Origin of the sequence: Pseudobutyrivibrio xylanivorans DSM 14809, from assembly GCF_900141825.1 — a bacterium.
GTDB classification, from domain to species: domain Bacteria; phylum Bacillota; class Clostridia; order Lachnospirales; family Lachnospiraceae; genus Pseudobutyrivibrio; species Pseudobutyrivibrio xylanivorans.
The window spans coordinates 26,620-53,474 of the sequence record NZ_FQYQ01000001.1 but is presented as its reverse complement, the minus strand read 5'-3'; the positions used below and the strand labels follow the sequence as shown (position 1 = coordinate 53,474).

The window sequence follows — 26,855 nt, the reverse complement described above, 5'->3', positions numbered from 1 at the left end:
CTACAAGAGGCATTTTTGTGTTCTTCTATAATATCATTTGATTAACGATTGAAGAACTCTACAAATTCTTCATATCCATCGTTTGTAAGCTGTTCCTTCTGGAACTTCTTGTTCTTGTTCATGCGAACAACAAGAACTGTCTGTCCGTTTGCACGAGCTTCCTTAGCCTGAGACATAACCTCTGCAAGCTTTTCTGCTGGGTAGCCCTTTTCTACAAGGTAAGCAACCTTCTTGTTTGCTCCAGGAACCTTGAAGCCCTGCTCCATAAGAAGAAGGATGATACGCTCGAAGCCGATTGAGAAACCGCAGGCTGGTGTATTCTGGCCTGTGAAGTTTCCAATCATCTTGTCGTAACGTCCGCCTCCACCGCAACTGCCGCCGAACTCAGGGATGGCAATCTCAAAGATTGTGCCTGTGTAGTAGCTCATACCACGTACAAGTGTAGGATCAAATACAAGCTCAAACTGAGCCTCCTTTGTAGCATTAACAGCTGCTGCAATCTCTCTCATCCAATCTGCAACCTCTGCATCAAGGAACTCACCAAGCTTACCAAGAAGTACATCCATACCTGCAGCAACATCCTTAACACCTTCAAGAAGCGCAAATAATTCAACATATTTATCGATAGACTCCTTAGCGTAACCAGCCTCAAGAAGCTCAGCTGATACTCCATCAAGTCCAATCTTATCCATCTTATCAAGTGTGATGAAGATTGAATCGTAATCCTCTTCTGAAAATCCTGCATAAGCAGCCATAGCCTTTAAGATGCGGCGCTCGTTGATACGAATCTCGAAATTCTTAAATCCTATTCTACCAAGTGTTGTCGTAGTAGCAAGAATAAGCTCGATTTCTGCTAAGTTACTTGGCTCGCCAAGAATATCGATATCACACTGTGTAAACTGTCTGTAACGTCCACGCTGTGGTCTGTCTGCTCTCCAAACAGAACCAATCTGAAGAGCCTTAAATGGTGATGAAAGCTCATTAGCGTGATTTGAATAGAAGCGGCAAAGTGGAACTGTAAGGTCATATCTCATACCAAAATCCACAACATCATCTTCTGTTTGTGCCTCAGGGATATTAAGCTTCTCGCCTCTCTTCATTACCTTGAAGATGAGCTTCTCGTTCTCGCCACCCTGCTTATTTGAAAGATTTCCAATAGACTCCATAGCTGGTGTCTCAATTGGTGTAAATCCAAATGAACGATATGTATCCTTAATAATAGATGTAACATAATCGCGAACTTCCATCTCGTATGGAAGAATGTCCTTCATTCCGTTAACTGGTTTCTTGTTTAAAGCCATTTCAAATCCTCTCTAAGTCTTTCACGTTTTCTTTCTATCATTTCATCAATTCGGTCCATGTAAAGCTGGACATCCTTGACATTTTCGCATCTTGTAACAGTCTTGCCATGGTCTGTAACGAACTTGCAGGCCGTGCCGCAACCAAGTGCCATTATAGTTTGTTTCTCCTCCATTATCAAGATATTATATAATCCCTCATTTCCTGGAGTAGAATAGCCTATGTTCTCTAAATTAGCTGCCATATTTTTCTGGCGATATAAATAGTATGGCGCCATGCCCATGCGTTTAGCTGCATCAAGGCAGATATCCATATGCTTCTGGGAATTATCTATAAGATAATCCTCATAAGCTTCCTTATCATAATTAAGGCGAGCTGAATGCTTCAAAGCCAACGAATGGACGGTAAGATTATCAGGTGCCAGCTTTTCTACCTCAGATAATGTGTAAGCCACATCTTCAATGGTCTCTCCTGGAAGTCCAAGGATAAGATCCATATTGATATTCTTGAATCCAAGGTCTCGTGCCCAACCAAATACTCGGTGGATATCCTCAACCTTATGGAAGCGACCTATCAAATCAAGTGTCTTTTGATTCATAGTCTGTGGGTTGATGGAGATACGTGTAACAGGATGATTTTTCATCACCTGAAGCTTCTCAAGTGTAATTGAATCTGGTCTGCCTGCTTCGATGGTATATTCAAGTAAATCAGCCGTGTTGAAGTATGTATCAACAAGTGTTAATAACCTCTCTAAATGCTCTGCATCAAGGGATGTAGGTGTTCCTCCACCTATGTAGATAGTGGTGAGACTCTTGTCCTTACAAGACTCTGCTGTAAAAGCCATCTCCTTCTCTAGTGCATCGATATAATCATCAAGCTTCTTTGTCCAAAGTCCTATTGGATAAGAAGTGAATGAGCAATAAAGGCATGTGCTAGGGCAGAATGGAATACCAATATAAACAGAATAACCATTGTCATAATCAATCCTTGAAAGAAGCTCATGCTCCTTATGAGATACCTGAAGGCTAAGGTCAATCTTTTCCTGTGAAGTAAGATATGTCTGTCTCATGTATGCAGTCACATCAGAATCGCTGGCACCTTCTTCTATCATTCCAAGGGAAATCTTTGTAGGGCGTATACCTGTAAGTGTACCCCAAGGCAAATCCTTGCCAGTACGCTCATGTAAGCTCTCATAGATTGCAAGCTTAAGACGATTCTTTGTGTCTGGACGATTAGAATAATCGATATCAATCTTTCGTCCATCCAATGTCAAAACATCATCCGAATAGTTTACCTGCATCGAAAAAAGAAGCCCTGCATCCGCTGGGACAGGCTCTGTAGAAATCTTGACCTCTTCCTTTGGATAGAAGGCTTTAACAAGTGAATATATATCATATTCAAAATTATCTTCGTTTAACTGTATGTATATCATTAATTATTCCTATTATAAAAACATATTGTTGTTACGCTCGAACTCGATAGTGGTAGCACTTTCGTGACCAGGATAACAGATTGTATCACCTGGAAGTACCATAAGCTTCTCATTGATACTGTTTACAAGCTGTGACATTGAGCCGCCTGGGAAATCCGTGCGTCCAACAGAACCACAGAAAAGAGTATCTCCAGTAAATACAATCCCCTCATTTGCAAAATAGAAACAGCATCCACCTGGTGTGTGGCCTGGTGTAGCAAGACATTTAAATGTAAGACCTGCCAGCTGAACCTCCTGCTCATCCTTAAAGTAAACATCTGCATGATAAGCTGTAGACTGGAAAATCATGTCTGCCGAAAGATTAATATTTGGATTCTCAAGTGTCTCTCGCTCGCCTTCGTATGCGTAAATCTTAATGCCGTATTCCGCGGCGATTTCATCAGCTGCACCTACGTGATCGAAATGTCCATGTGTAAGTATAATGGCAACCGGTGTAGTGCCAGACTGCTCTATGCCTGCCTTGATACGCTGAGGCGATGAGCCTGGATCTATAATAATTGATTCTTTTGTCTCTTCATTGATTGCCAGATAGCAGTTCATAGCGCAGACTGGCAATAAAATATGCATAACTTTCATTAAATAAAACTATCCTCTAGGTCTTTCTACATCTATGATGGATTCTACCTGCTTAATCTTCTCTACAAGTGCTCTAAGCTGTTCCTTGCTCTGAGTACCAAACTTAATAGTAATAGTAGCTACGCCTTGCTTGCTGGTCTTAGAGTGGATTGAATCGATATCAATCTCACGCTCTGTAAAGATACGGGTAATATCCACGAGAAGACCAGTACGATTATTTCCATAGATATTAATCTCTGTAAGATAAACGCCGCCTTTTCTACCTTCTTCCTCTGCACCTGTAGCCCACTCTGCCTCAATGAGACGCTCCTTCTCAAAATCTGGAAGGTTAATCATGTTGATACAGTCTGTACGGTGGATGGAAACGCCACGGCCTCTTGTAACAAAGCCGACGATTTCATCACCAGGCACTGGATTACAGCACTTAGAGAAACGAACTGACACATCGTATAGACCACTAACTGTAATACCATTCTTAGACTTAGGACGAATCTTCTCGCCAGAGCCTGTGTGCTCTGCCAATACCTCCTCGTCAGTCATCTTCACTGGATGATCCTTCTGCCATGCAGTGAACATTCTATTGATAACAGCGCCTTCTTTGATAGCTCCCTGACCTACTGCAGCCAGAGTATCTTCCCAACTGTGGAAGCCGTATTTATTCTTAATAAGCTCTTGATATTTAGGCTTGTTAATAGAGCCAATATCAACACCCTTTTGTTTTGCAGAATTGATAAGGAGTTCCTTACCCTTTGCGATATTTTCGTCCTTGGACTGGGTACGGAACCACTGATTAATTTTATTCTTAGCCTGTGAAGACTTAACAATATTAAGCCAGTCGCGGCTAGGTCCATTTGTATTCTGTGATGTGACGATTTCAATTCTGTCACCATTCTGAATAACATAATCGATAGGTACAAGCTTTCCATTTACTTTTGCACCAATCATTCTGTTACCAACAGCAGAATGAATAGAATATGCAAAGTCGATAGGTGTAGAACCATTTGGAAGGTTCTTAACATCTCCTGTTGGAGTGAAACAGAAAACTGTATCAGAAAACAGATTTAAATCTGATTTAAGCAGTGATGAAAACTCCTTATTATCGGAAATCTCCTGCTGCCACTCAAGGATTTCACGAAGCCATGAAAGTTTCTCTTCCTCGCCAACAACAGTAGAGCCTTCGCCACTTTCCTTATATTTCCAATGAGCTGCGATACCGTATTCACTGGTGCGGTGCATTTCGTATGTACGAATCTGAATCTCGAATGGTGCGCCATTAGGACCAATAACAGTAGTATGCAAAGACTGATACATGTTAGGCTTTGGCATAGCAATATAGTCCTTGAAGCGACCTGGGATTGGTGTGTACATCTCGTGGATAACACCAAGTGCAGCATAACAGTCCTTGATAGAATCAACGATTATACGAACTGCAAATAAATCATAAATCTGATCGATGGTCTTGTGCTGATTGACCATCTTCTTATATATACTGAAGAAATGTTTAGCGCGACCATAAACCTCTGCCTGGATTTCTGCCGCATCAATGTGCTTACGAACGTCTTCTACTAATGAATTTATATATTCTGTACGCTGGCTCTTTCTAAGAGCAATCTTCTCAACCAAATCATAGTAGGCATCTGGCTCAAGATACTTCAACGACAAATCATCAAGCTCAATCTTAACTCTGCTGATACCAAGACGCTGTGCCAATGGAGCATAAATTTCCATAGTCTCACGTGCCTTTTCCTTCTGCTTCTCTGGAATCATATATTTCAAGGTACGCATGTTGTGAAGTCTATCGGCAAGTTTAATAAGGATAACACGAATATCCTTTGCCATGGCAAGGAACATCTTACGCAGGTTCTCTGCCTGAATCTCCACCTTATCAGCATCGTAATTTAACTGACCTAATTTGGTGACGCCATCAACAAGCTCTGCAACTTCTTCTGAGAATTCCTGAGCAATTTCTTCCTTAGTACAGATGGTATCTTCCACAACATCATGGAGAAGACCAGCCACAATTGTTTCCTTATCAAGCTCCAAATCAGCAAGAATAATGGCAACACAAAGTGGATGTATAATATAAGGCTCACCAGACTTACGACACTGTCCCTCATGGGCATTTCTGGCAATCAAATAGCCTTTTTCAATCATGGAAATATCTGTATTAGGGTGATATTTGCGAACGCGAGCGATAAGCTCTTTATAGAGCTCGTCAGGATCAACGAAATCTTCAGTAGCAATGACACCATGGCTCTCAAACGCAGTACTATCTAAAAGCTTTTCTTTTTCGCTCTTATTTTCTGCCATAGTATCACCACCTTCCTAAAAAATTTTTATTGAATATTATATAATTTAACAGTTTAAAAAGCAATAATACTGACGGCGAAATTTCTGTGTTTTTTCCTAAAGTGATGCAATAAAACAAAAGCGACCAGGTTACTTCCATACTTTGTCAAAAAGCGACGACAGTATGCGGTCTGACAACTACACCTTTGACAAGAACTACCTTTATTTCTTCTATTTTTGTCAAAGACCAATGGCGCTTTGTGGCTTCACAACCTAAAAACAGCGCCCCGTGGGGCGCTATTTGTTTGCCGGAAATATATTTAGTTTACAGGGTATATAAGTGTGTGATTTTGCGAGCCCGCATAGCTTGATACCCACGATTTAGCGCTGCTGGCATCACGTGTAGCATATCCATAATTTGAGCCAGGGCGCCAGTTAGTAGCTCCTGCTATCTTAAGATTCGAAATACTTCTAGAAAGAATGCTTCCACTATCTGTAAATCGACCCTGATAATCCATGTCGTTTACGACTGCCCCCTTGTGACTGCCAGCCTCAAAGCAGTTCTTTTCTGAGAAGATATTACATTCAGTGTAAGGAGTGTAGCCTAAATCAAAGTCATATACATAATTATTGTAGCAGTGGAAATAGCCGTAGCGCATAAGACCAGGTGCTCTTGTAATTGTCTGCTTGAAGTAGTTGTTGCAGATAGTCATACATGGATAGCCACTGTAGGTGTATCTTCCATCCTCATTTGGATATCCAAGAATAAGGCCATATTTGTGACCACCAAAGAAACAGCTTGTTACTGATACATAATTTGCCTTTAATCCTACATATAAGAATTTGTCAGTATCATTTTTATGGATGTATGTATCCTGATTCATATTGTGGCCAGGCCATGAACAATGATCGAGCCAGAAATTATTTCCATCTGAAATATACATTTGAATATCATCATTATTGTTAATATTTACAGAATGAGAGAATGTAAGATTCTTGTATATATTATTTCCTGATGATTGAATATTTCTAAAATGAATATTATTTAGGTTATGTGCATTGTATGAGCCAATAAAGGTCTTATTTGAGCCTACATTTACCTTTGTAAGTGAATTCTGGGAAATGTTTGAGCCAATTACGATTGTATAAGGTGTAGAACCTGCGGCATATCTTTGAAGGTCTCCAAGTGAATACACTGTTACTGTCTGACCAAATACACCTCCTGTTATAGCAGCCTTTTCCCTTCCGTTCATATCCTTAGAATATCCGGCAAATCCCTCTACTCCATATGGAATCACTCTAAAGCACTGACTTGCAGAGCCATTGAAATTACCGAGTTTGTAAGTATTTCCTGAAAGTGTAAGGGCAAGATTTGTATTGTTGTTATTAACAATTTTATAATTTAATGCAATTCCACCTGCATCATTTTTAGTTGCCACGATTCTCCAGTACTGTGAGCTGTCACCGCTTGAAACCACCGCATCTGCAACAGTAACCCCATCAGAAACACTACTTCCATAAGGAGTGAGGCAATAGCCTGTTGCCACATTAATTATCCTGTATACTCCATTGTTCACATAGGAAAGTATCCATCTGTTTGAGGTTGAGCCGTTTCCACTTGAAGTAAGTGCTGCCCCATTGGAACCTGCATCATTTAACAGATTACCATCTGCACAGTTTGTAAATGTAAGCTGCTGTTCTGGGTAGACATTTCCAAGAGGTGAATTCGCTGGAGATGGCTCATATCCACCGGCATTATTTCCAGTATCGCCCTCATTATTTCCGTTATTGTTACCACCACCATTATTGTTATTTGCTGGCCATGGAGCCTGCTCAAAGTACCAGATTTCGTTATCTTTGCCCGAGTATGTATACTCAATAACATTTGTTCCGCTTGTTTTTCTGGCTCCGTAAACATTCAAAGCCGAAGCAAAGTTTGAAACCTCTGTAGCAATGTAATATCCCATATTGTTATCCGCAGGGCGAATAGAGAAATTTTGAGCTGCATGACCATTGTTTGTGTAAATCTGAATATTTGTGTTGTTGTCAGCTAAACCGTATGCCACATCAAGAGACATATTTCCAGTCATGTCTGTTGCTGGATGCAATCTGAAATTACCTGTTGCATCATTCTTTTCAAGAATCCAACGCTGTCCAAGGGCCCCAGTTCCTGTTGCCTGAACTACATTAGCTGCATTAGATGCGGAATCATTTTCTACTGTCAGGTAGAGTCCGCTTTTCTTGTTTTTAATGTAGTAGATGTTCCCGGATTCCGGCGTAATAGCCTCTGCGTGAGCATCTAGTACTGGTGCTGTGATAAGCGACAATACAGTAACAAAAACCATTGTAAAAACCGCCGCAAATCGTCTGAAGTTTTTCTTCATAAACATTATCCTCCATATTTGTGTTGCCTAATTCTCCATCATACCAACCCGGCATATCGGCATGATTGTTATATTCTACCATAATTGATGATTATTCCACAAAAAAGAAGCCCTGGCGAAAATCGCCAGGGCTTCTGAAAAATCTATTTAATTAATCATCTTCAAGCTCATCAGATGAAAGCTCGAGTACTGTACGCTTACGAGCCATCTCATCAGACTCAAGATACTCATCGTATGTAGTCATCTTATCGATCATCTGTCCATTTGGAAGGATTTCGATGATACGGTTTGCAGTAGTCTGCACAATTTCGTGGTCACGAGAAGAGAAGATGATAACACCTGAGAACTTCTGAAGACCAGTGTTGAGTGCTGTAATACTTTCCATATCTAAGTGGTCAGTAGGCTCATCAAGCATAAGTACGTTTGAGTTCTCAATCATCATACGTGAAAGAAGAACACGAACCTTTTCACCACCAGATAATACCTTCATCTTCTTAGCGCCGTCATCGCCAGCGAAAAGCATACGTCCAAGGAAACCACGTACATAAGTAGCATCCTTAATCTCAGAGAACTGTGTGAGCCAGTCTACGATAAGAAGGTCTGTAGAGAAAATCTCTGTATTGTCCTTAGGGAAGTATGACTGTGAAGTTGTAACACCCCACTTGTAGCTTCCTTCGTCTGGCTCCATCTCGCCAGCGAGAATCTGGAAGAGAACTGTCTTAGCCTTTTCGTTTGAACCAACTAATGCAATCTTGTCCTCGCGGCCTACATTGAATGTAAGGTGGTCGAGGATAAGCTCACCATCAATTGTCTTTGTAAGATTCTCAACAGAAAGAACCTCGTTTCCGATTTCACGAGCTGGGCGGAAATCGATGTATGGGTACTTACGGCTAGATGGACGGATGTCATCAAGCTGAATCTTCTCTAATGCACGCTTACGAGATGTAGCTTGCTTAGATTTAGAAGCGTTAGCAGAGAATCTCTGTATGAATTCCTGTAATTCCTTAATCTGCTCTTCCTTTTTCTTATTTGCTTCCTTACGCTGCTGGATAATAAGCTGTGAAGACTGATACCAGAAGTCGTAGTTACCAGCGTAGAGCTGAATCTTACCGTAATCAATATCTGCTGTATGAGTACATACCTTGTTAAGGAAGTATCTGTCGTGGGATACAACGATAACTGTGTTTTCAAAATTAATAAGGAACTCCTCGAGCCAGCCGATAGCATCTAAATCAAGGTGGTTAGTAGGCTCATCGAGAAGAAGTACATCTGGTGAACCAAAAAGTGCACGTGCAAGAAGAATCTTGACCTTTAATGCACCTGGAAGATCTGCCATCTGTGTGTAGTGGAACTCTGTATCAACTCCAAGTCCGTTAAGGAGTGTAGCTGCATCTGCCTCAGCATTCCAACCATCCATCTCAGCGAACTCGCTCTCAAGCTCAGCTGCGCGAATACCATCCTCATCAGAAAAATCTTCCTTCATATAAATAGCGTCCTTTTCCTTCATGATGTCGTAGAGACGCTGATTTCCCATGATAACAGTATCAAGAACTGTATACTCGTCATATTTGAAGTGATCCTGCTCTAAGAAAGAAAGACGGTTTCCAGGGCTCATTGTGATCTCACCGCTGGTAGGCTCAAGCTGTCCAGATAAAATCTTGAGGAATGTAGACTTACCTGCACCGTTGGCACCGATGATACCGTAGCAGTTACCTTCTGTAAATTTGATATTAACTTCTTCGAAAAGGGCTTTCTTTCCAAAACGAAGAGTAACATTATTTGCTTGAATCATATAATTTCCTTTCTCTATACAAAAAAACAAGTTGGAAAACCAGGCACGCCAAAGTAAGTCCAACTTTAAAATCAAAACCTGTGTAATGATACCAAAAAATAATAATTTTGTACAGATATATCAATATTTATGATTCACACATCATTAATTTACCTCAAAGAATTTTTTCTTTCAGAAAAAATTGCTCCTAGTTTATATTTCAAAGTATAGTGACAATTGCCGATATTATTTGTAAAATGATTATATAATATGTAAATTTACGTAACATTTAATAATTTCACTAGCAAGGAGACTATTCCGTGTTATTTAGACAGACTTCATTCAACGATACATTTCATAATACGATGAAGCAATGGGCAACAGATATCCTTTACGGGGATAATGTTGCCTTTTTTCATATTTTTGTTCCTTACAATCTTGATGACAAGAAAAAGGACCTTGATGAAGTACGCCAAATCATAAGAAAAGAATTCCCAAAGGCAACTATCGTTGGATGTAGTGCTACTGGCAATATTCTAGGTGGCAAATTGAATGATGATGAGCTTGTAATAACAGCTATGATATTTGAGGAAGCATCTAGCTATGTCAATATTATTACAACCTACGATACAGCCAATATATGCAATGCTGACACCGTTTTAGCCTATGCCAAAAGCTTGCCTAATCTTAAAGGAATCGAGCTACTGACAGCCTCTACTTATCAGCGTCTTGAAGAGGCTGGCGCTATTGTAGATGCTCTTCCAGAGGATGTTAATATTTTTGGCGGAGTGGCTGTTGGCGATGAGGATCACCAGGCTTATGTATTTGCAAATGATTACGATTGTAGCACCACCGGATCTGTAATACTTCTATGGCGGCCCTGATTTGCATATTCTTACCAACAGAATGTTTGGCTGGAAGCCAATAGGCTATCCTCTACAGGTTACACACTCTGAGGGTGATGTCGTTTATGAAATCGATGGCAAGCCTGCCTATGACGTATATGAGCATTATCTCCATATAGAAAAGGGGCATAGCTTTTTCTACGATGCGCTAGAATTTCCTATGCAGGTGCAGGTAGACAACGAAACCAAATATATACGACACGCAAAAAGCGTTAATCCAGACGGGTCCGTTGTTATGTCTTCCAACGTTCCACAGGGTAGCTACATCCACCTAACCTATGGTGATCCACGCCGAATCATACGACATACCAAACAGACAGGACTCACTATTAGAGAGTTTTCACCCCAAATGATTTATATCATTAATTGCATGGGGCGAAAGCTGTTTTGGGGAGATAAGGCCGATATTGAGATTGGAGAAATATCTAAAAATCTCAAATCCATGGGTTTTAGTGCTCTCGGGGAAATCATGCGTTCCAACAAGCTTACTCTTCTCAACAACCTTTCCGTGGTAACAGTGGCAATGAGGGAAGGTGACGCCAGAAACGATGCTGTTATTGCAGAAGAACATACAGAGCAGGATTCTAACATGCCTATCACCGCCCGTCTTGCAATCTTTATAAATACTATTACTGAAGAGCTTATGGATAAGAATGCACAGCTCAGTGAAATGCTTTATAAAGCCTCTCACGACGCTTTGACTAATCTTCTCAATCGAGGTACAATCGAACGAAATATTTATGAAATCAACGATACTTGTGATACCAAAAACTGGTATCTTCTAATGTTTGATATAGACGATTTTAAGCAGGTTAACGATACCTATGGACATGGGGAAGGTGATATGATACTGAAGGCTGTATCAAACTATTTACTTGAAAATGTGTGCACTATTCCAAATGTACAGGCTGGTAGATGGGGTGGCGAAGAATTCATGATTTTGTTGTCCAATTCATCCGACGATGACGCCTACAAGCTTGCTGAATGTATTTGCTCACAAATAAAAAAGCAGTCTGCTTCTCATGCCCAAATTACCATTAGTATTGGTGTTACCAAGCATCATGAATCTGAAAAAGTGGCTGATACCATTAAACGTGTAGATGAGCTGCTTTATAAAGCAAAGGAGCTAGGCAAAAATCAGGTTAGCTGTGAATTTATTTAAGTAATTCATAACAGGAGCACCCGTTATATATGGGTGCTCTTTTCATGCAGTTTTTTAAGTAAATGTTTAAGTAAATTGTACTCAATTTATATGCTACACAATTGTTTAATATTACTCAAATCATTTTTTATTGTGCATTTTCGACAATTTTTAACATCTGTATAGCAATAATTAGACGGTTTGAATATTACATTTTTGTTACAATAATATTGCTCGAGCAACGAAAACGTTTAAGGAACAACAAAGAAGATTTTATACTAGAAAAGGGGGACTTTTGAAGATGAAGAGAAAAGTCGCAAGTCTGTTGAGCGCAAGCTTAGCTGCTGGTTTATTATTATCAAGTAGCGCAACAGTTATGGCAGCTCCTAGCATCAGCCCATACACAAAGGTTGAGGCTGAAAAGGCCATCACAAAGAATGGCGTAGAAGTTGCAACAGAAAACAATAATGTATTTATTACAAGCCTTGAGAAAGGTGATTCATTTAGCACAACACCATTAAATTTTACAAATGGTTTAACAGGTTTTGAAGCTTCATTTAGATCAGCTAGTGCTGGTTTAGTTGAAGTCAGACTTGATAAAGAAGATGGTGAAGCACTTGGTTCATTCAAGATTAGCAATACTAACGGTGCATTCAAGACTTATTCAGTAAAGGTATCAAAGGAAGTTGCTGGTCAGCATACACTTTACTTTGTAGGGAAGCTTGGAAACGTTGACGTTGATTACTTCAACGCTACAGGTACTGGCGAGGTAGCACCTACACCTACTCCTACACCTACTCCAGTAGTAACACCTGTTGTTACAGGCGAGGTAAATCCTTATGAGACTGTTGAGGTTGAGAAGGTTGCTGAGCTTAAGGATGCTATGGTAACTCCTAATAAGAGTGCCGTTATGATTAGAGCAAACGGATATGCACTTATCAAGAATGTAAACTTTGTTGATGGTGCTGCTATTATCACAGTAAATGGTAAGACAACAAGTGATTTATCTATCCTTGACATCAGAGTAAACGGCCTTGATGCTGCTAACTCTATCGGAAATGCTAAGTTCTCTAAGTCAAACGAAGGAGCTAAGACAATCCAGGTTAAGAAGGATATCACTGGTGTTCACGATGTTTACTTAGTAAACAACTTTGCAGACTCAAATGTAACAGTTGATTCTATCATCGCTAAGGCTGCTCCTACAAAGCCAACACCTACACCTGTTGTAACTCCTACACCTACACCTGTTGTTACACCAACTCCTACTCCAGTGCCTACACCAACTCCAACACCTGTAGTTACACCTACTCCTGTTGTTACTGGTGAGGTAAATCCTTATGAGACTGTAGAAGTTGAGAAGGTTGCTGAGCTTAAGGATGCTATGGTTACTCCTAATAAGTCTGGTGTTATGATTAAGTACAATGGCTACGCTCTCATCAAGAACGTAAACTTTGTTGATGGCGCTGCTATTATTACAGTAAACGGCAAGACAACAAGCAACCTTTCTATTCTTGATATCAGATTAGATGGTCTTGATGCTGCTAACTCTGTTGGAAATGTTAAGTTCTCTAAGTCAAACGAGGGAGCTAAGACAGTACAGATTAAGAAGGATATTACTGGTGTTCACGATGTTTATTTAGTAAACAACTTTGAAAATTCAAATGTAACAGTTGATTCTATCATCGCTAAGGCTGCTCCTACAAAGCCAACACCAACACCTGTTGTAACTCCAACTCCTACACCTGTTGTTACACCAACACCTACTCCTGTAGTTACACCTACACCAACACCTGTTGTTACACCTACACCAACTCCTGTTGTTACACCTACTCCAACTCCAGTTGTAACACCAACACCTACTCCTGTAGTTAACAAGGATCTCGCATTTGAGTATCAGATTAACAGCTGGGGAACAGGTTATACAGTAAACTTTGCTGTAGTTAACAAGACAGGTAAGAATGTTGACGGATGGAAGGTTAAGCTTAGCAAGAAAGATGTTAAGATTGACAGCAGCTGGTGCGTAAACGTTGCCGAAGAAGGTGACTACTATGTAATCACTCCAATGTCTTGGAACAAGACAATTTACAACGGCGGAAGCGCTCAGTTTGGTATCTGTGGATCTGGTAAGATCGGATCTTCAATTGGATACATCCTTGAATAATCCATTCCTCATTTCAATTATTCCTATATGAAATACAAAGCCTTGCCCATAGCGGCAAGGCTTATTTTTGCACAATAAAAGAGACGCCAGCGGAGCGTCTCTTTCAAAAGGGAGAATAATGTTATGAAAAAATTGTATCTCTTTCGAGATGAGTATATATTAACTGATATTTATGTTCAACTCGTGTAAGAAGTGTGAATTGTCTGTGAATAAAAATTAAATTCTGACAAATCGTTATTTCATGTAACCATTCCCCATAATCAATTCTATTAGCCGATAGTCTCTACCTTAATAGTATTTGTATTACCTACAGAACCATCGATTGGACCACCTGTAAGAACGATCAAATCACCCTTGTTAAGACCTAACATTTCCTTTGTACGCTCTACAGCACGTGCAAACATAACGTCAAGTGCCTTATACTTATCAACGAGAACTGGTGTAACACCCCAGCTAAGTGCAAGTCTTCTCCATACTTTCTTATCTGTTGTCATAGCGATAACATCTACTGGGCAACGGAAACGGCTAACACGCTTTGCTGTGTAACCAGACATTGTACATGCAACGATTGCCTTAGCGTTAACATCGATAGCCATAGAACATGTAGAGTGGCAAACAGCATCTGCAGTATTGATAACTGCGATATCCTCCTTGTGGAAACGTCCTTCGTAGTTGATGTCGTTCTCTGTAGTCTCAGCGATCTCAGCCATAGTAGCAACAGCCTGAACTGGGAACTTACCCTGAGCAGACTCACCTGAAAGCATGATAGCTGATGTTCCATCATATACAGCGTTAGCAACGTCAGAAATCTCAGCACGTGTAGGACGTGGATTAGAAATCATAGACTCAAGCATCTCTGTGGCTGTAACAACACTCTTACCAAGAGCACGAGCCTTAGAGATAAGCTCCTTCTGAACTGCTGGAAGCTTAACGAATGGGATCTCAACACCAAGGTCACCACGAGCAACCATGATACCGTTAGCAATCTCAAGAATTTCCTCAACATTGTCAACACCTGGCTGATTCTCAATCTTAGCGATAACAACGATATCCTTACCACCGTTCTCATCAAGGAAAGTTCTAAGCTCTACCATATCCTGCTTTGTAGATACGAAAGAAGCTGCTACAAAATCAACATCGTTCTCGATACCGAAAAGAATATCCTTCTTATCCTGCTCTGAAAGATAAGGACCAGACATAACCTTGTTAGGGAAGCTCATAGACTTCTTGTTGCTCATAGTTCCGCCTGCTGTACACTTTGTAATAACATCGTGTCCCTTAATCTCAGTAACCTCGAAGAATACAATACCGTTACAAACTGAAAGTGTATCTCCAACCTTAAGATCATTGTGAAGGTTCTTGTGGCTAACAGAAACTCTTGTCTGATCGCCTTCTACGTCGTCAGTTGTAAATGTGAAAACATCACCCTCGTTAACTGTAACTGAACCATCTTTGAAAGTACCGATACGATACTCTGGACCCTTAGTATCAAGGAGGATAGCGATTGGAAGATTAAGCTTCTTACGAACCTTCTTAACCAAATCCATCTTCATTCCCTGCTCTTCATGATCACCATGTGAAAAATTCATTCTAGCAACATTCATGCCGGCCTTAGCCATAGCTGTGAGAGTCTCCTCATTCATACTTGCTGGACCAATTGTACAAATAATCTTTGTTTTTCTCATTAAACTACACTCCTATCTATTGTATAAACATGTTGTTTGTAAAAAATACCAAAATCCATACCATCATAACACCAAATGAGTGCCACGTAAATAGCCATATTAAACATATCTATCGACGATTATACAACTAATTCGTGAAAAATTAATTAACACATTAAGATTTTCAAAAGAAAAACCGGATGAAGAGTAAATCTTCATCCGGCCTTCAGTTATTATTTATTATTTGAATATTGTCAAAATTCCAAGCTTACTAAGTAAGAAACCAAGTAGAGCAAGTACTACAACTGCTGCTGCAATAATTAATACAACAACGCCTGCGCTAAGACCTGCACTTTCACCTGCCTCTGGAACAGCCTCGTCAGCCACTGTCTCTTCTGCTGGCTGCTCAACTGTTTCCTCTGACTTAGCCTCGTCCTCTGACTTGTTTTCAAGTGATGATTCAGCCTCAATATCTGTTTCAGCTTTCTCAAGCTCTCCGCTTTCAGTTACCTCAGGCTTAATCTGTGAGCCAGTGCCCTGCTGTGGTCCTGCTGCAGGAGCCTGTGGATCCGTGATTGTAGTCTCTGTGCCTGTAGCTGGTGCGGTCTGTCCACCTGCTGAAGCTGTGCTTCCTGATGTAGTACCACCTGATGAACTACTTGCTGAACCACTTCCTGATGAGCTACTAGATGATGAACCACTAGAAGAATCATTACCTGATGCACTAGGTGCAGGAGCAGGTCCTGAGCCTGAACTTGGAGCAGGTGCTGGAGCATTTTCTTTAACATCAACTGCTGTAGCATACTCCATCTCGAATTCGTCAGAAAGAGCTACAACTTTAGCTGTAACAATTGTCTTTCCAGCTCTCTTGGCTTCAAGCTTTCCATCTGTATATGTAGCAACCTCTGAATCCTCTGATACATATTCTACAGAAACCTTGTTAAGGATTGATTCTGGAAGTACAAATAAATCCTTATTGCTTCCTACCTCTATTGAAACAGTAACCTCTGCCTCTGGAATAACATCGAATGGATCAACATATTCATCAGCAAGCTCTAATGTCTCAATAGCCTTTGTAAGTCTTACTGTAGCTGAATCAATCTCATCAAATGTAGCTGCCGCCTCAGCCTCTGCAATTACTTCCTCAAGACGTCTAGCTGATTCTGCTGACATAAATGTAATGTCAAATGATTTTGCTCTTTCAATAAGTCCATTGAGCGCTGCCTTATCAAGAGCATCTACAGAAAACTCGATTTCAACAATTGCCTTCTTTCCGTCAAGCTCTGCTGTGGCTGTAAGCTTAACCTCTGAGGCTTTGTCAGTTACTGTAACTACACCTTTTTCAGAGATTACTTCTGGCTTTGAAGATGTCCAGTTAATTGATGTACCTACAACACTTGTTGGAAGCTCTAGGTTATATCTGATGTGATTCTTATCAGTATTCTGTCCCTTGATTGCTTCGAAATCACAAGCTGTCTCAAGTCCCAGCTGAAGTCTGTTATCAAGGAAATCTTCAGCCTCTGCCTTGATTGTATCGGCATCCATTGCACGGCTATAAATCTTGATTTCATCAAACGCACCATCAAAACATGGATCCCAGTAGTTAGCACCAAAAAGAATTGACTCATTGTCACCGCAAAGTGGATTGTTATATGCTCCCCCTGCTGCCTTCTCGCCATTTACATACATATCAAGGCGACCATCTGTACCAACCAAAGTAACAAGTGACCATGAATTATTTGCTATAGTAGGATTTCCAATAGTTGTCCAGTTCATAGCTGCAGCATTTCCAACAGTAACTGCACTACCTTCTGTTCTACCCCAAAGCTTATAAGACTGATCTCCTCCATCACCAGAAATAGCTGTCCAGTGCTCTGGGCTGTGATATCCCATAAGCATCATTACCTGATTTTCCGCCTGTGACTTATTTGGTTTTACAAGATATGAAATAGTAAAGTCTGTTCCATTAACCTTATTTCCAAGATCAAGACCATAGCCATCTGTAAGAAGAGCCTTTCCGTTTGCGCCGTTTACAAATTTAAGCTCGCCATCGTATGCACCAAGTCCCTTAACGATAGGCTTTGCATCACCAATCCCATCCTCGAAGTCATAAGAAGCAACAAGGTATTCGTCATAATCAACTACTCCTGTCTCCTCTTCGATTTCCTTCAAAGACTTACCAGTATAAAGTCTCTCAACATCTACTTCTGAGATTGTGCGGTCATAAATCATAACGTCATCTACAAGACCATTAAAGCACTTATCCCAATTGTTTGCTCCGATGTAAACATCCTGCTCCTCGCCAGCCATAAATGGTACAAAGCTTTCATTTCCTTCAGAAATTCTTGCACCATCATAATATGATTTGATAGTATTTCCATCACCAGTGATTACGATGTGATGCCACTCATTAGGAGCGTAAGTTGCAAATGTCTTTGTAACCCAAGAGAACTCTGGCTTAGCGTCATACCAGAACTTCATAAGAGTGTTGTTTCTATCGCCAGACACCGCATACCACATTTCAGGTGAGTGATATCCCAGGAATAACACTGACTGATTCTCTACAAGCTTTGTCTCTGGCTTTACCCAAAGTGAAACAGAAAAATTCTCTCCAAGATTCTTCTGATTAAGCTTTAAGCCATAGCTACCATCAAGCTTAAGTGACTGACCTTCCTTTGAAGAATCTCTGTTAGCATCAAACTTAACTTCTCCGTCATATTCAGCGAGGCCCGAAACGATTGCCACAGCCTGGCTGCCGCCCTTAACATTTGTAAGGTTACTGCCATCAAAATCATACCAGGCAACTACATCATCATATAATTTATCTGCCTTTGCTATATTGTAGCCAACGAAAGGTGTTGCCAAAGCAAGTGCTGAGACGCATGCAATTAAGCCATAATATTTCTTATTTTTTCTCATCATCATTCTCCTTGCTTCTACTTCCTGTATGCTTTATCAACAACATTGATAACAACCTCTGCCTCATACTCAGTTCCGCAGAACTCATATGAAACTGTAATAGTCTTCTTTCCTGTCTCAGCTGTAATGTCCTCAGGAACAGAAATCTTAAGGCCTTCATTTATGGTTACTCTCTTGCCATTTTCAAGAGTTGCTCTGACTCTAATATCATCAGTCTTAACTTCCTCACCAACCACGTACATTCTTACGGACTTCTGTACCTTTGAAGTCTTGACAACCTCAGCTGCCTTAACTGTTCCTTCAGCAACCTTCTCTGTAAAGAATGTAGCTTCATCAGCCTCTGGCTCCTCTGTAAGGATAAGCTTGCCATTAACCGATGCAAGATAATATCCGTGATGAAGTGCACTTTCGAATGTAACTCCATCTCCAGCAAGACCCTTGATAGTTCTAAATGTCATAGCCTTTGCTTCATCCTTTGAGCCATTGACATCCTGTGAAAGAACCACACTGTAGTTACCATTCTTATCAGCCTTTCCAACGCTCAAGTACATACCTGGCTTGTAGTTAGACTCGATTGATACTAAAGCATCATTGTTCTTATTAAGCTTACCTGGGTTGATTTCCCACTCAGCATTTTCGCCATCGTATACGAAATCACATCCAACAGCCTTGCCTGTCATTGGATAATCTGCATCATCAAGAGTATTCTCAAACTCCTTAACATAGATGTTATTCTTTGCCAAGTCATAAATCTTGCTTACTGTTCCTGTAAGACCAACTGCTGTCTTCTTTATGTATGGAATTGTTCCATCAGAGTTAACCTTGAACTCCTCACAGCAAGCTACTCTTCTGAAGCCACTTCCGTGTGGAAGACTTCCATCGTGGTATACGAAATATGTATGACCCTTGAAATCAAATACTGCCATGTGATTCGTATTTGCGGTAGCACTTGGCTCCATTACAACATCACCGAAGGTCCACTCATTATTGAGGAAGTCCTCCAAGCTGTCGCAATATGCATAGGCCATCTGCTCTCTCCAGTCATAAGCGAAGAACATGTAGTATCTGTCCTTGCCATTTGCAAGCTTGTGCTTGTAGTAATAAGGTGCCTCTGTAAACTGATGTCCACTTGGCATTCCCTTAATTACGCCAACTTTGATATCAGCGTTCTTCTTGTCAGATGCCTTCTCCACTGAAAGCTTATCCTCGTTTCCATCCTTATCAACTATAGAAATCATATCCTCGTTAAGCTCGCAATTGAAGAAACGAACATTTCCCCATCCAAGGATGCGGTGTTCATTGCCATCTTCATCCTTCTCAATCCAGAAGGTTGGGTCGATGTCTTCCCAAGTGCTGACGCCGTCATAGGTATCAACATTCTTTACAAGTGGCTTTCCGATATCCACAAATCCACCTGTAGGAGAATCTGAAACAGCAACACCGATGCACTTTCCACCACCGTAGCTTCCCTTTGCTTCAGAGCAATAGTAGAAATAATACTTATCTCCATACTTAACTACCTGTCCAGCCCAGGCACTATTCTTATCCTGAACCCAAGAAATATCAGAATCGTTGAGGAACTCGCCCTCGTATTTCCAATTCTTCATATCCTTAGATGAGTAGCATCTCCAGTCTGGCATCACATAGCTTTCGTTAGAAGATGTATCGTGACCAACATACGCATATACGGTATCACCATCAACTAAGATTGAAGGGTCACCACCGTAAAGGATGTCACCATTCTCATCAAATCCAAGCATTGGATTTCCTGACTTGCTCTTTTCAAGAACAATCTCCTCTGCCTCATCATCGAAATCATTCCAATCAGAGCCTGTAAGAGCTGAATACTCATCAGCTGTGATTGGCATTACATAACCGTGACGATACTTAATCTTGTTGTATGAACCAAGCTTGTCATCATCAACAAATTCAAAATCACCTGATGACAAATCAGTTGTAACTACTGGGTAGTAGCCCTGACCTCTTGCGAATCTATCGATGAGTAAGCACCACTGATCCTCACCATCCTCATTCTTTTCATTGAGCTTGAAGATGATTGGTCCCTCTACAGCTCCAACCTTTCCAGGAAGTGACTTGTCTAAGAACTTAGAATCAATATCCTTAAAGTTTCCAAGAACTCTGTCTGCCACATCAATCTTGATGGAACCGTTAGATTCGTTCTTTGTGTAACGATAATATTTACCATCGTTACCCTTAATCATTGTTGAATCGATAACCTTGATGATTACGCCATCGCTATTTCGACCGCCCTCGTGATAAAGCTTAGGCTCAGTAAAGTGAACGAAGTCACGTGTCTTTGCATAGTAGATTGCATGATTCTCATAATCCTGAGTAATCTTCTCGTTCTCATCTACCTCAAGTCTTGTAGCTGACCAGTAAACAACATACTCGCCTGTTACATCATCGTAAACAAACTCTGGTGCCCATGTGCAGCCTGCGTTCTCAGGTGCAATTTCTGCAAGCCATGGCTTAGACCAGTGAACCAAATCACTTGATTCCCAAACTACGATGCTGTGACTTCCATTGCTACCAGCAGCTGGCCAAGCATTTGCCTTATTGTGATAAATGCTAAGGTCAGTAGAAATCATGTAGAACTTGTCGCCCTCAGGTGTTCTTGCGATATACATATCTCGAAGACCACTTTCACCGATTGTGCTTGTGATGATTGGGTTATTATTGTTAAGGTCTTCCCAGTTAAATCCATCTTTTGAAACTGAGAAATATACCTGCTCGTCACTTGCTGTACCTTCTGTACCGGTGAAGTGAACGAATAAGTAACCAACATAGTCATCAACAGCCTTTGGAGCCTTGATTACCTTGCAGTCATATGTCTTAGTAACCTTTTCATCTCCCTTAGAGAATGTAGCTGTAAGTGTTACATTTGTATCATTTTCCTGACGTGTAACAACACCTGCTGGAGTAGCATCATAGCCTGTATTCTTAACAGACTTTGTACTGATTACATCTTCATCAGATGATGACCATGAAATCTTTACTCCATTTACTTCTGAAGGAAGTGAAATGTTGCCTTTAATCTTGTTCATATTAGGGATTACATAGTTGTTTGCTACATAATTAACATCCCCAATTTCCTCAAGGCGGGCAGTCTTTCCTGCTACGTAAAGTCTTGCAACATCATCCTTCTTGTATGCCTTGTTATATACCTTTACATTATCGAAATAACCTCTGAAATAATCATCTGCTGAGTAGAATGACTTACCAAGATATCCAAGTAAATCCTCTCCCAAATCAGAAACCTTCATTCCAGTTTTCTTGTTAACTCCGATAAGCTTTCCATCTCTATAAAGAGACATCTTAGAACCATCAACAACGATTGTGATGTTAATCCATGTGCTTGCAGTGTTTGGATACTTAGCTGAATCCTCCACCTTCTGCTCTTCACCACCACCGTTTTTAGTAATAGCAAGCTTTTCTGCTGTAGGCATTGCCTTGTAGAATAAGTACTTGCTGTTGTCCTGTCCGAATGTAAATGTGAAGTAGTTTCCTGTTCTTGTTACTTCCTTCACATCAAAGGAAATTGTCATCTTGTTTCTGTTATCAAAGAAGCCCTTAGGGAATTCAAGGTAAGAGTTGCTTCCGCCTACAGAATCATCACCGCTAAGGTAAAGCACCTTGCCATAGTCATCATCTGAAACGTACTCGCATTTGTATGCCTTTCCGTCATTTCCGTTACCTGAAGCATCCTTAACAACGCCCTTATTAAGTGCATCATTGAAGTTGTACTCTAAGATAGGCTCTTCCTTAATCTCCTCACCTTCAACAACTACATTCACCTTGAAGGTATCACCACCATTGATAAAATCTTCATCACTTAGGTTAAAGATTGGTAGTCCATCCTCATCAAACAATACCGTCTTTACGTATGCATTTCTGCATGGATCATAAAGTGGATCACCTGAGTGAGTAGCGTGACTCTTTGACTCTCTTGCGTGGTAAACAATTACAAGATTTCCATTTTCGTCATAAGTAAATGAGTTGTGACCTGGACCAGAAACCTCATCATCAAAATCTGAGCTAGTGAGAATTGGATATGGAAGCTTTGTCCAGTTGCTGATATCTGTTAAATCAGCCTTCTCATCAGCGTACATAAGACCTACGCAATACTCAGAACCTGTTCCTGATGCGGAGAAGGTCATGTAAACCTTGCCATCTTTATGGAACACACCTGGTCCCTCATTAACCTTGTATCTTACTAATTCCCAGTTGAACTCTGGCTTTGTAAGAAGCTTTGCCTCACTGGTAAGCTTTGTAGGATTCTCTGGGTCAATAGTTGCGATAAATAAATAGCTTAATCCATCAGGGTTCTTAAGATTCTTTGTCTCATCAGCCCAGATAAGATAATGCTTTCCACCTGCATTAAAATAAGTCATATCAAGTGACATACCATTTAAGATATTGTCACCATCAACTGGCTTAACAAGCTCTGGCTCTCCCCACTTGTCTGCATCAAGCATGCTCTCCTTCTTTGGATTGCCCTCGAACTTAATCATGAATGGACGGATGTTAAAGGTTGTGCCACTGCCAGAATTAACCCCTGCTGTTGCAACTAAATACCAGCTATTTCCTATCTTGTGCATCTCTGGGGCCCAGATAAATCTGCCAAGCTCTTTGCTGGTATTCTCATCCCAAACGCTCACCTCTTCAGCTGTTGCTAATCCTTCGATTGTCTTAGCGCGTCTTAAGATGATTCTGTCATATCCATCCTTGTCACCACTTCCAACCATTGGGTAAGAAGCTGTGAAATAGTAATATCCATCATCCTCGTTATAAACTACATATGGATCTGCTCTTTCTGGAATGAGAGGATCTGTTGCATCTGTAAAGTTTCCTGAACCACCAACAATACCGTCGAGTGTGTATGTTCCAGGAAGCTCTAAATCTACATTGTCGATACTATCCTCTGTAAATCTCAGTGAGTATGTGTGCTTTGTTCCATCAGAATACTCAGCCTTAACTGTGTTCTTCTTGATGTACTTCTCGAGAATCTCTCTAAACTCTTCCTGAGATGTAAGGGCATCAACTTTGATTTCATCCTTTGGAAGCTCACTAAGAGATGTGTTGTATGGATTTGTAAATTTCTCTACTATCTTTTTATACTCTTCATTTGTAAGACCGATTTCTGAAGCACTAACAGCATCAGAAGGGGCACCGGTCATATCCTTGATTGTATAATCAATTCTTACAGGTCTGCTGAACTCCTTCATGTCCTTTGAATGAATGAAGTATGTACCATCAGCAGTTCCGAGATAAATCTCATATCTCTCATCTGTAAGATCATATACAGCCTGAATCTTTCTTACATCTGAAACATCACCAGTATCAACAGCTGTCTCATTGTCGTATGTAATCAAGTCTTCAGATGTATATGTGATAATCTGGCTACCTTTTCCATCAGCGGCTACCAGATAGAAGCTCTCGCCATCAGCACTACGCATTACAGTTGGTGCGGAATATGTTTTATTTCCCACTGCTGTGTATAGGATTGGCTGGTTCTTGTGAAGTGCCTTGAAGCTTCCGTTTTCTTCTGCGGCAATCTTCATACCACCATCCTGACCTGTGGCTGGACTGTTGCTAACATATGTAGCAAGGTCCTTTCCTTCTTTTAATACAATAAGTCGGAATTCCTTCTCGACATCATTTTCACCATCATTATATTTAGCTGTGAGTGTTATCTCTTTGTTCTTTGAAGAACGTGTAACTTTACCATCAGCAGTAATTACCTCATCATTGCTTGTGGACCAGGTAATTTTTTTCTCCTTATATTCTCCAGGTAGATCAATATCATCTGTAACATAACCTAAGTTTAAAGAAAACTCTGTTTCTGCTACCTTGCCAGCCTTGCGATTTATATAGTTCTTATATAAATCTGCTACCTGCTCTTCTGTGAGCGCACCTGCGTATACCTGATAATTATCAAGCTTAGCCTTGCAGTACTCACCGCTTCCCCAGTTTGCTTTACCAATATTGAAAATAGGTGAGCTTCCAAGAATGCTTGTAAGTGCATCGTCTGATGCAGCACTTCCAGCCACTTCACCATTGATATAAGCAACTGTTTCATCTTTGCCATATACGATTTCTACGTGATACCAACTATTTGTTGAAAGTGAAGGTGCAAAATTACCAGCTCTGCCTTCATCAAATCTTTCTACATTGAGCTTCGAACCATTCTGGAATCCACCAATGTAGTGTAAATTGCTTTCACTTCTTGCTGAAGTATCATTTGCTGCAAAATACAGCCAGTCTGTGTTTGTTCTTTCGAAATAAACATCTGCTACAATGGAAACCTCATCAAGTCCTGCTAGAAGACTGCTTCCATCCTTCTTTGTAACTGAAAGGAACTGATTGCTTCCATTAAGCTCAATTGCTGAGCCTGCATTGCCATAACTCTTTACAACATCGTAAGAACCTTTTGCAATGGCCTCAGCCCCAGTAATATCATCGCCATTTTCAAGGTCTTCGAAATTGAAATCAGCCAAGAGCTCTAAGCTCTGCTCTTCTTCCTCATCTTCCTCTTCAAGGTCTTTTTCAGCTTTAAGTAAATTACTGTCAGCCTCTAAAGCTTCCTCTTCCAAAGAAGCTTCTTCGGAAATTTCTTCTTCAGCATCTTCAACGGAATCTGTATATTCCTCATCTTCAGAAACCTCTTCCTTCTCCTCAGAAGTTTCCTCCTCTGTTGAATCTGAAGAATCAGCTGTAGAAGAATTTTCTTCTACTGTTGTCTCATCAGTCTCAGTTGCCTGAACCAAATTAAGACCTGAGCCAGGTATTATGCCTGACCAGGCCATTGCTAGTGCAAGAGAAACTGCCAGGAGACGTTTCATGTTTTCTCCATGCTTCATTCTTATTCCCCCAATTTGATTAGAGTGGTTATGCTAATGCAGCTACGCCCCAAGTAGCGACACTAGTTGGTACACTAAAAATTTTATGCGAGAGATTGATTAGGGTAAATAGAATTTCTTTCACAGTTTCGTCACAGCTTTCGTAAAAATTTAGCCTTGATTAAAAAAAGGTAGAAAATTTTTAGATAATCTACCTAAAAATTTTCTACCTATAAATCTAAAATATTTTTATTTTATTTAAACTAGTTACCTTTACAGCACATCATTTCTTTTTATATATGCAGGTGTTACGGATTCAGATACAATCTTCTTCACGTTCTTAACCTTAACCCATTTATCAATTACCGCATTTTCGATATAGGTTCCATCACTGATATCAGAATATGAAAGGATAATGGAATTCTTTATTATTGCACCCTTTCCGATATGTACATGACGTCCGATAATAGAATTCTCAACTGTGCCTTCTATTGTAGCAGCATTGCACACCAGCGAATTTACGACCTTAGCACCTGGATAATAGTGTGTTGGACAGGCATCTGTAGTATGTGTGTAGAATGGCCAATCCTGCTTGAAGAAATCCATCGCTGTACCATAATCCAAAAGTTCCATGTTTGCCCTATAGAAGTCATCAAGACTGGTGATTGCTGCAAAATATCCTTTGTGCTGATAGCCTCTGATATCAAGGGTGTCGCAGCTTAAGGCAATAATATCTGCAAATGAATAAGCACTTGATTCTCTTTTTGCCTTCTTAATCAAAGCAATAAACAAATCCTTGGACATTACATATGTGTCCATGCTGATGTTCTTATCCTTTGCGGTGCCCATATTTCTTGTGAGACTCTGAACACCCTTCTGCTTATTCAGCTCCACAACATTACATGCTCTATAGTATTCCTTAGCCTGATCAACCTTGTGATAAAGGAGTGTGATATCATTACCTGCTTCCACATGGTCATCTAAAAGCTTTTGGAAATCCTGCTTATACACCATGTAGCTAGGGGCTACGATTACATAGTCCTGAGGCATACGCTCAAGCTGCTCTAAGTTTTCCATGTATGCAGTAATATCAGTATTATAAATTGAATTTGCACCATTCTGCTGTGTAAAAAGAAGCTGCAAATTACCACGTTTTGAATTGATATTATAGTGACGACCTGAACCAATGTGTTCAACAAGGGAACGTGGTCTACTGTTCAAATATACGTGTATACGATTTATACCACTGTTACTCATGTTAGAAAGTGGGAAATCGATTACACGAAATCTTCCGATAAATGTGAAGGCTCCGATTGGACGATAATCATGAAGACCTTCAACTCTGATATAGTTAGGTGCTGAATTTATTACACCAAATGCTTTATTTGCCATAG

General features: G+C 40.4%; 13 protein-coding genes. 3 read left to right on the top strand and 10 right to left on the bottom strand.

Annotation, left to right across the window (positions count from 1 at the left end):
• Positions 1-41: 41 nt before the first annotated feature.
• The 6 genes from hisS to BUA88_RS00220 all read right to left on the bottom strand — a co-directional run bounded on the left by hisS (position 42) and on the right by BUA88_RS00220 (position 9,832).
• Positions 42-1,301 carry a histidine--tRNA ligase gene (gene hisS, locus BUA88_RS00255; RefSeq protein ID WP_072910850.1) on the bottom strand — a complete coding sequence of 420 codons (1,260 nt, stop codon included), beginning with the start codon at positions 1,299-1,301 and terminating at the stop codon, positions 42-44.
• On the bottom strand, positions 1,292-2,731 hold the full coding sequence (hemZ, locus tag BUA88_RS00250; RefSeq protein ID WP_072910849.1) for a coproporphyrinogen dehydrogenase HemZ: 1,440 nt from the start codon (positions 2,729-2,731) through the stop codon (positions 1,292-1,294). The genes hisS and hemZ overlap by 10 nt, the downstream gene beginning before the upstream one ends.
• Positions 2,732-2,743: 12 nt before the next feature.
• Entirely contained in the window at positions 2,744-3,367 is a 624-nt protein-coding gene (locus BUA88_RS00245; RefSeq protein ID WP_072910848.1) for an MBL fold metallo-hydrolase, read from the bottom strand.
• Positions 3,368-3,376: 9 nt separating this feature from the next.
• Complete coding sequence (locus tag BUA88_RS00240; RefSeq protein ID WP_072910847.1) at positions 3,377-5,677, bottom strand: RelA/SpoT family protein; 2,301 nt, start codon at positions 5,675-5,677, stop codon at positions 3,377-3,379.
• A gap of 299 nt (positions 5,678-5,976) precedes the next feature.
• Positions 5,977-8,040, bottom strand: a complete 2,064-nt coding sequence (locus BUA88_RS15830) for a pectate lyase family protein (protein ID WP_159430868.1) — start codon at positions 8,038-8,040, stop codon at positions 5,977-5,979.
• 151 nt (positions 8,041-8,191) lie between these two features.
• On the bottom strand, positions 8,192-9,832 hold the full coding sequence (locus BUA88_RS00220) for an ABC-F family ATP-binding cassette domain-containing protein (protein ID WP_072910846.1): 1,641 nt from the start codon (positions 9,830-9,832) through the stop codon (positions 8,192-8,194).
• A gap of 299 nt (positions 9,833-10,131) precedes the next feature.
• On the opposite strand from BUA88_RS00220, the gene BUA88_RS00215 reads away from it, so the two are divergent.
• The 3 genes from BUA88_RS00215 to BUA88_RS15825 all read left to right on the top strand — a co-directional run bounded on the left by BUA88_RS00215 (position 10,132) and on the right by BUA88_RS15825 (position 14,018).
• Positions 10,132-10,695, top strand: coding sequence for an FIST N-terminal domain-containing protein (locus tag BUA88_RS00215; RefSeq protein ID WP_072910845.1), 564 nt, complete (start codon positions 10,132-10,134; stop codon positions 10,693-10,695).
• Between the two features lies 1 nt (position 10,696).
• Positions 10,697-11,878 (top strand): sensor domain-containing diguanylate cyclase, encoded by a 1,182-nt coding sequence (locus BUA88_RS00210; protein WP_072910844.1) that lies wholly within the window; start codon positions 10,697-10,699, stop codon positions 11,876-11,878.
• A 280-nt stretch (positions 11,879-12,158) separates the two neighbouring features.
• A complete protein-coding gene (locus BUA88_RS15825) occupies positions 12,159-14,018 on the top strand; it encodes a cellulose binding domain-containing protein (RefSeq protein WP_083572327.1) in 1,860 nt (619 codons plus the stop codon).
• A gap of 269 nt (positions 14,019-14,287) precedes the next feature.
• On the opposite strand, the gene pyk is transcribed toward BUA88_RS15825, so the two are convergent.
• From pyk to glgD, 4 genes are all read right to left on the bottom strand, one after another.
• Positions 14,288-15,703: a pyruvate kinase gene (gene pyk / locus BUA88_RS00190; RefSeq protein ID WP_072910843.1), complete on the bottom strand. Its 1,416-nt coding sequence runs from the start codon at positions 15,701-15,703 to the stop codon at positions 14,288-14,290.
• 219 nt (positions 15,704-15,922) lie between these two features.
• Positions 15,923-18,601 (bottom strand): LamG domain-containing protein, encoded by a 2,679-nt coding sequence (locus BUA88_RS00185; protein ID WP_072910842.1) that lies wholly within the window; start codon positions 18,599-18,601, stop codon positions 15,923-15,925.
• Between the two features lie 17 nt (positions 18,602-18,618).
• A complete protein-coding gene (locus tag BUA88_RS00180; protein WP_072910841.1) occupies positions 18,619-25,482 on the bottom strand; it encodes a family 43 glycosylhydrolase in 6,864 nt (2,287 codons plus the stop codon).
• A gap of 252 nt (positions 25,483-25,734) precedes the next feature.
• Entirely contained in the window at positions 25,735-26,853 is a 1,119-nt protein-coding gene (glgD, locus tag BUA88_RS00175) for a glucose-1-phosphate adenylyltransferase subunit GlgD (protein WP_072910838.1), read from the bottom strand.
• Between the last annotated feature and the right edge of the window lie 2 nt (positions 26,854-26,855).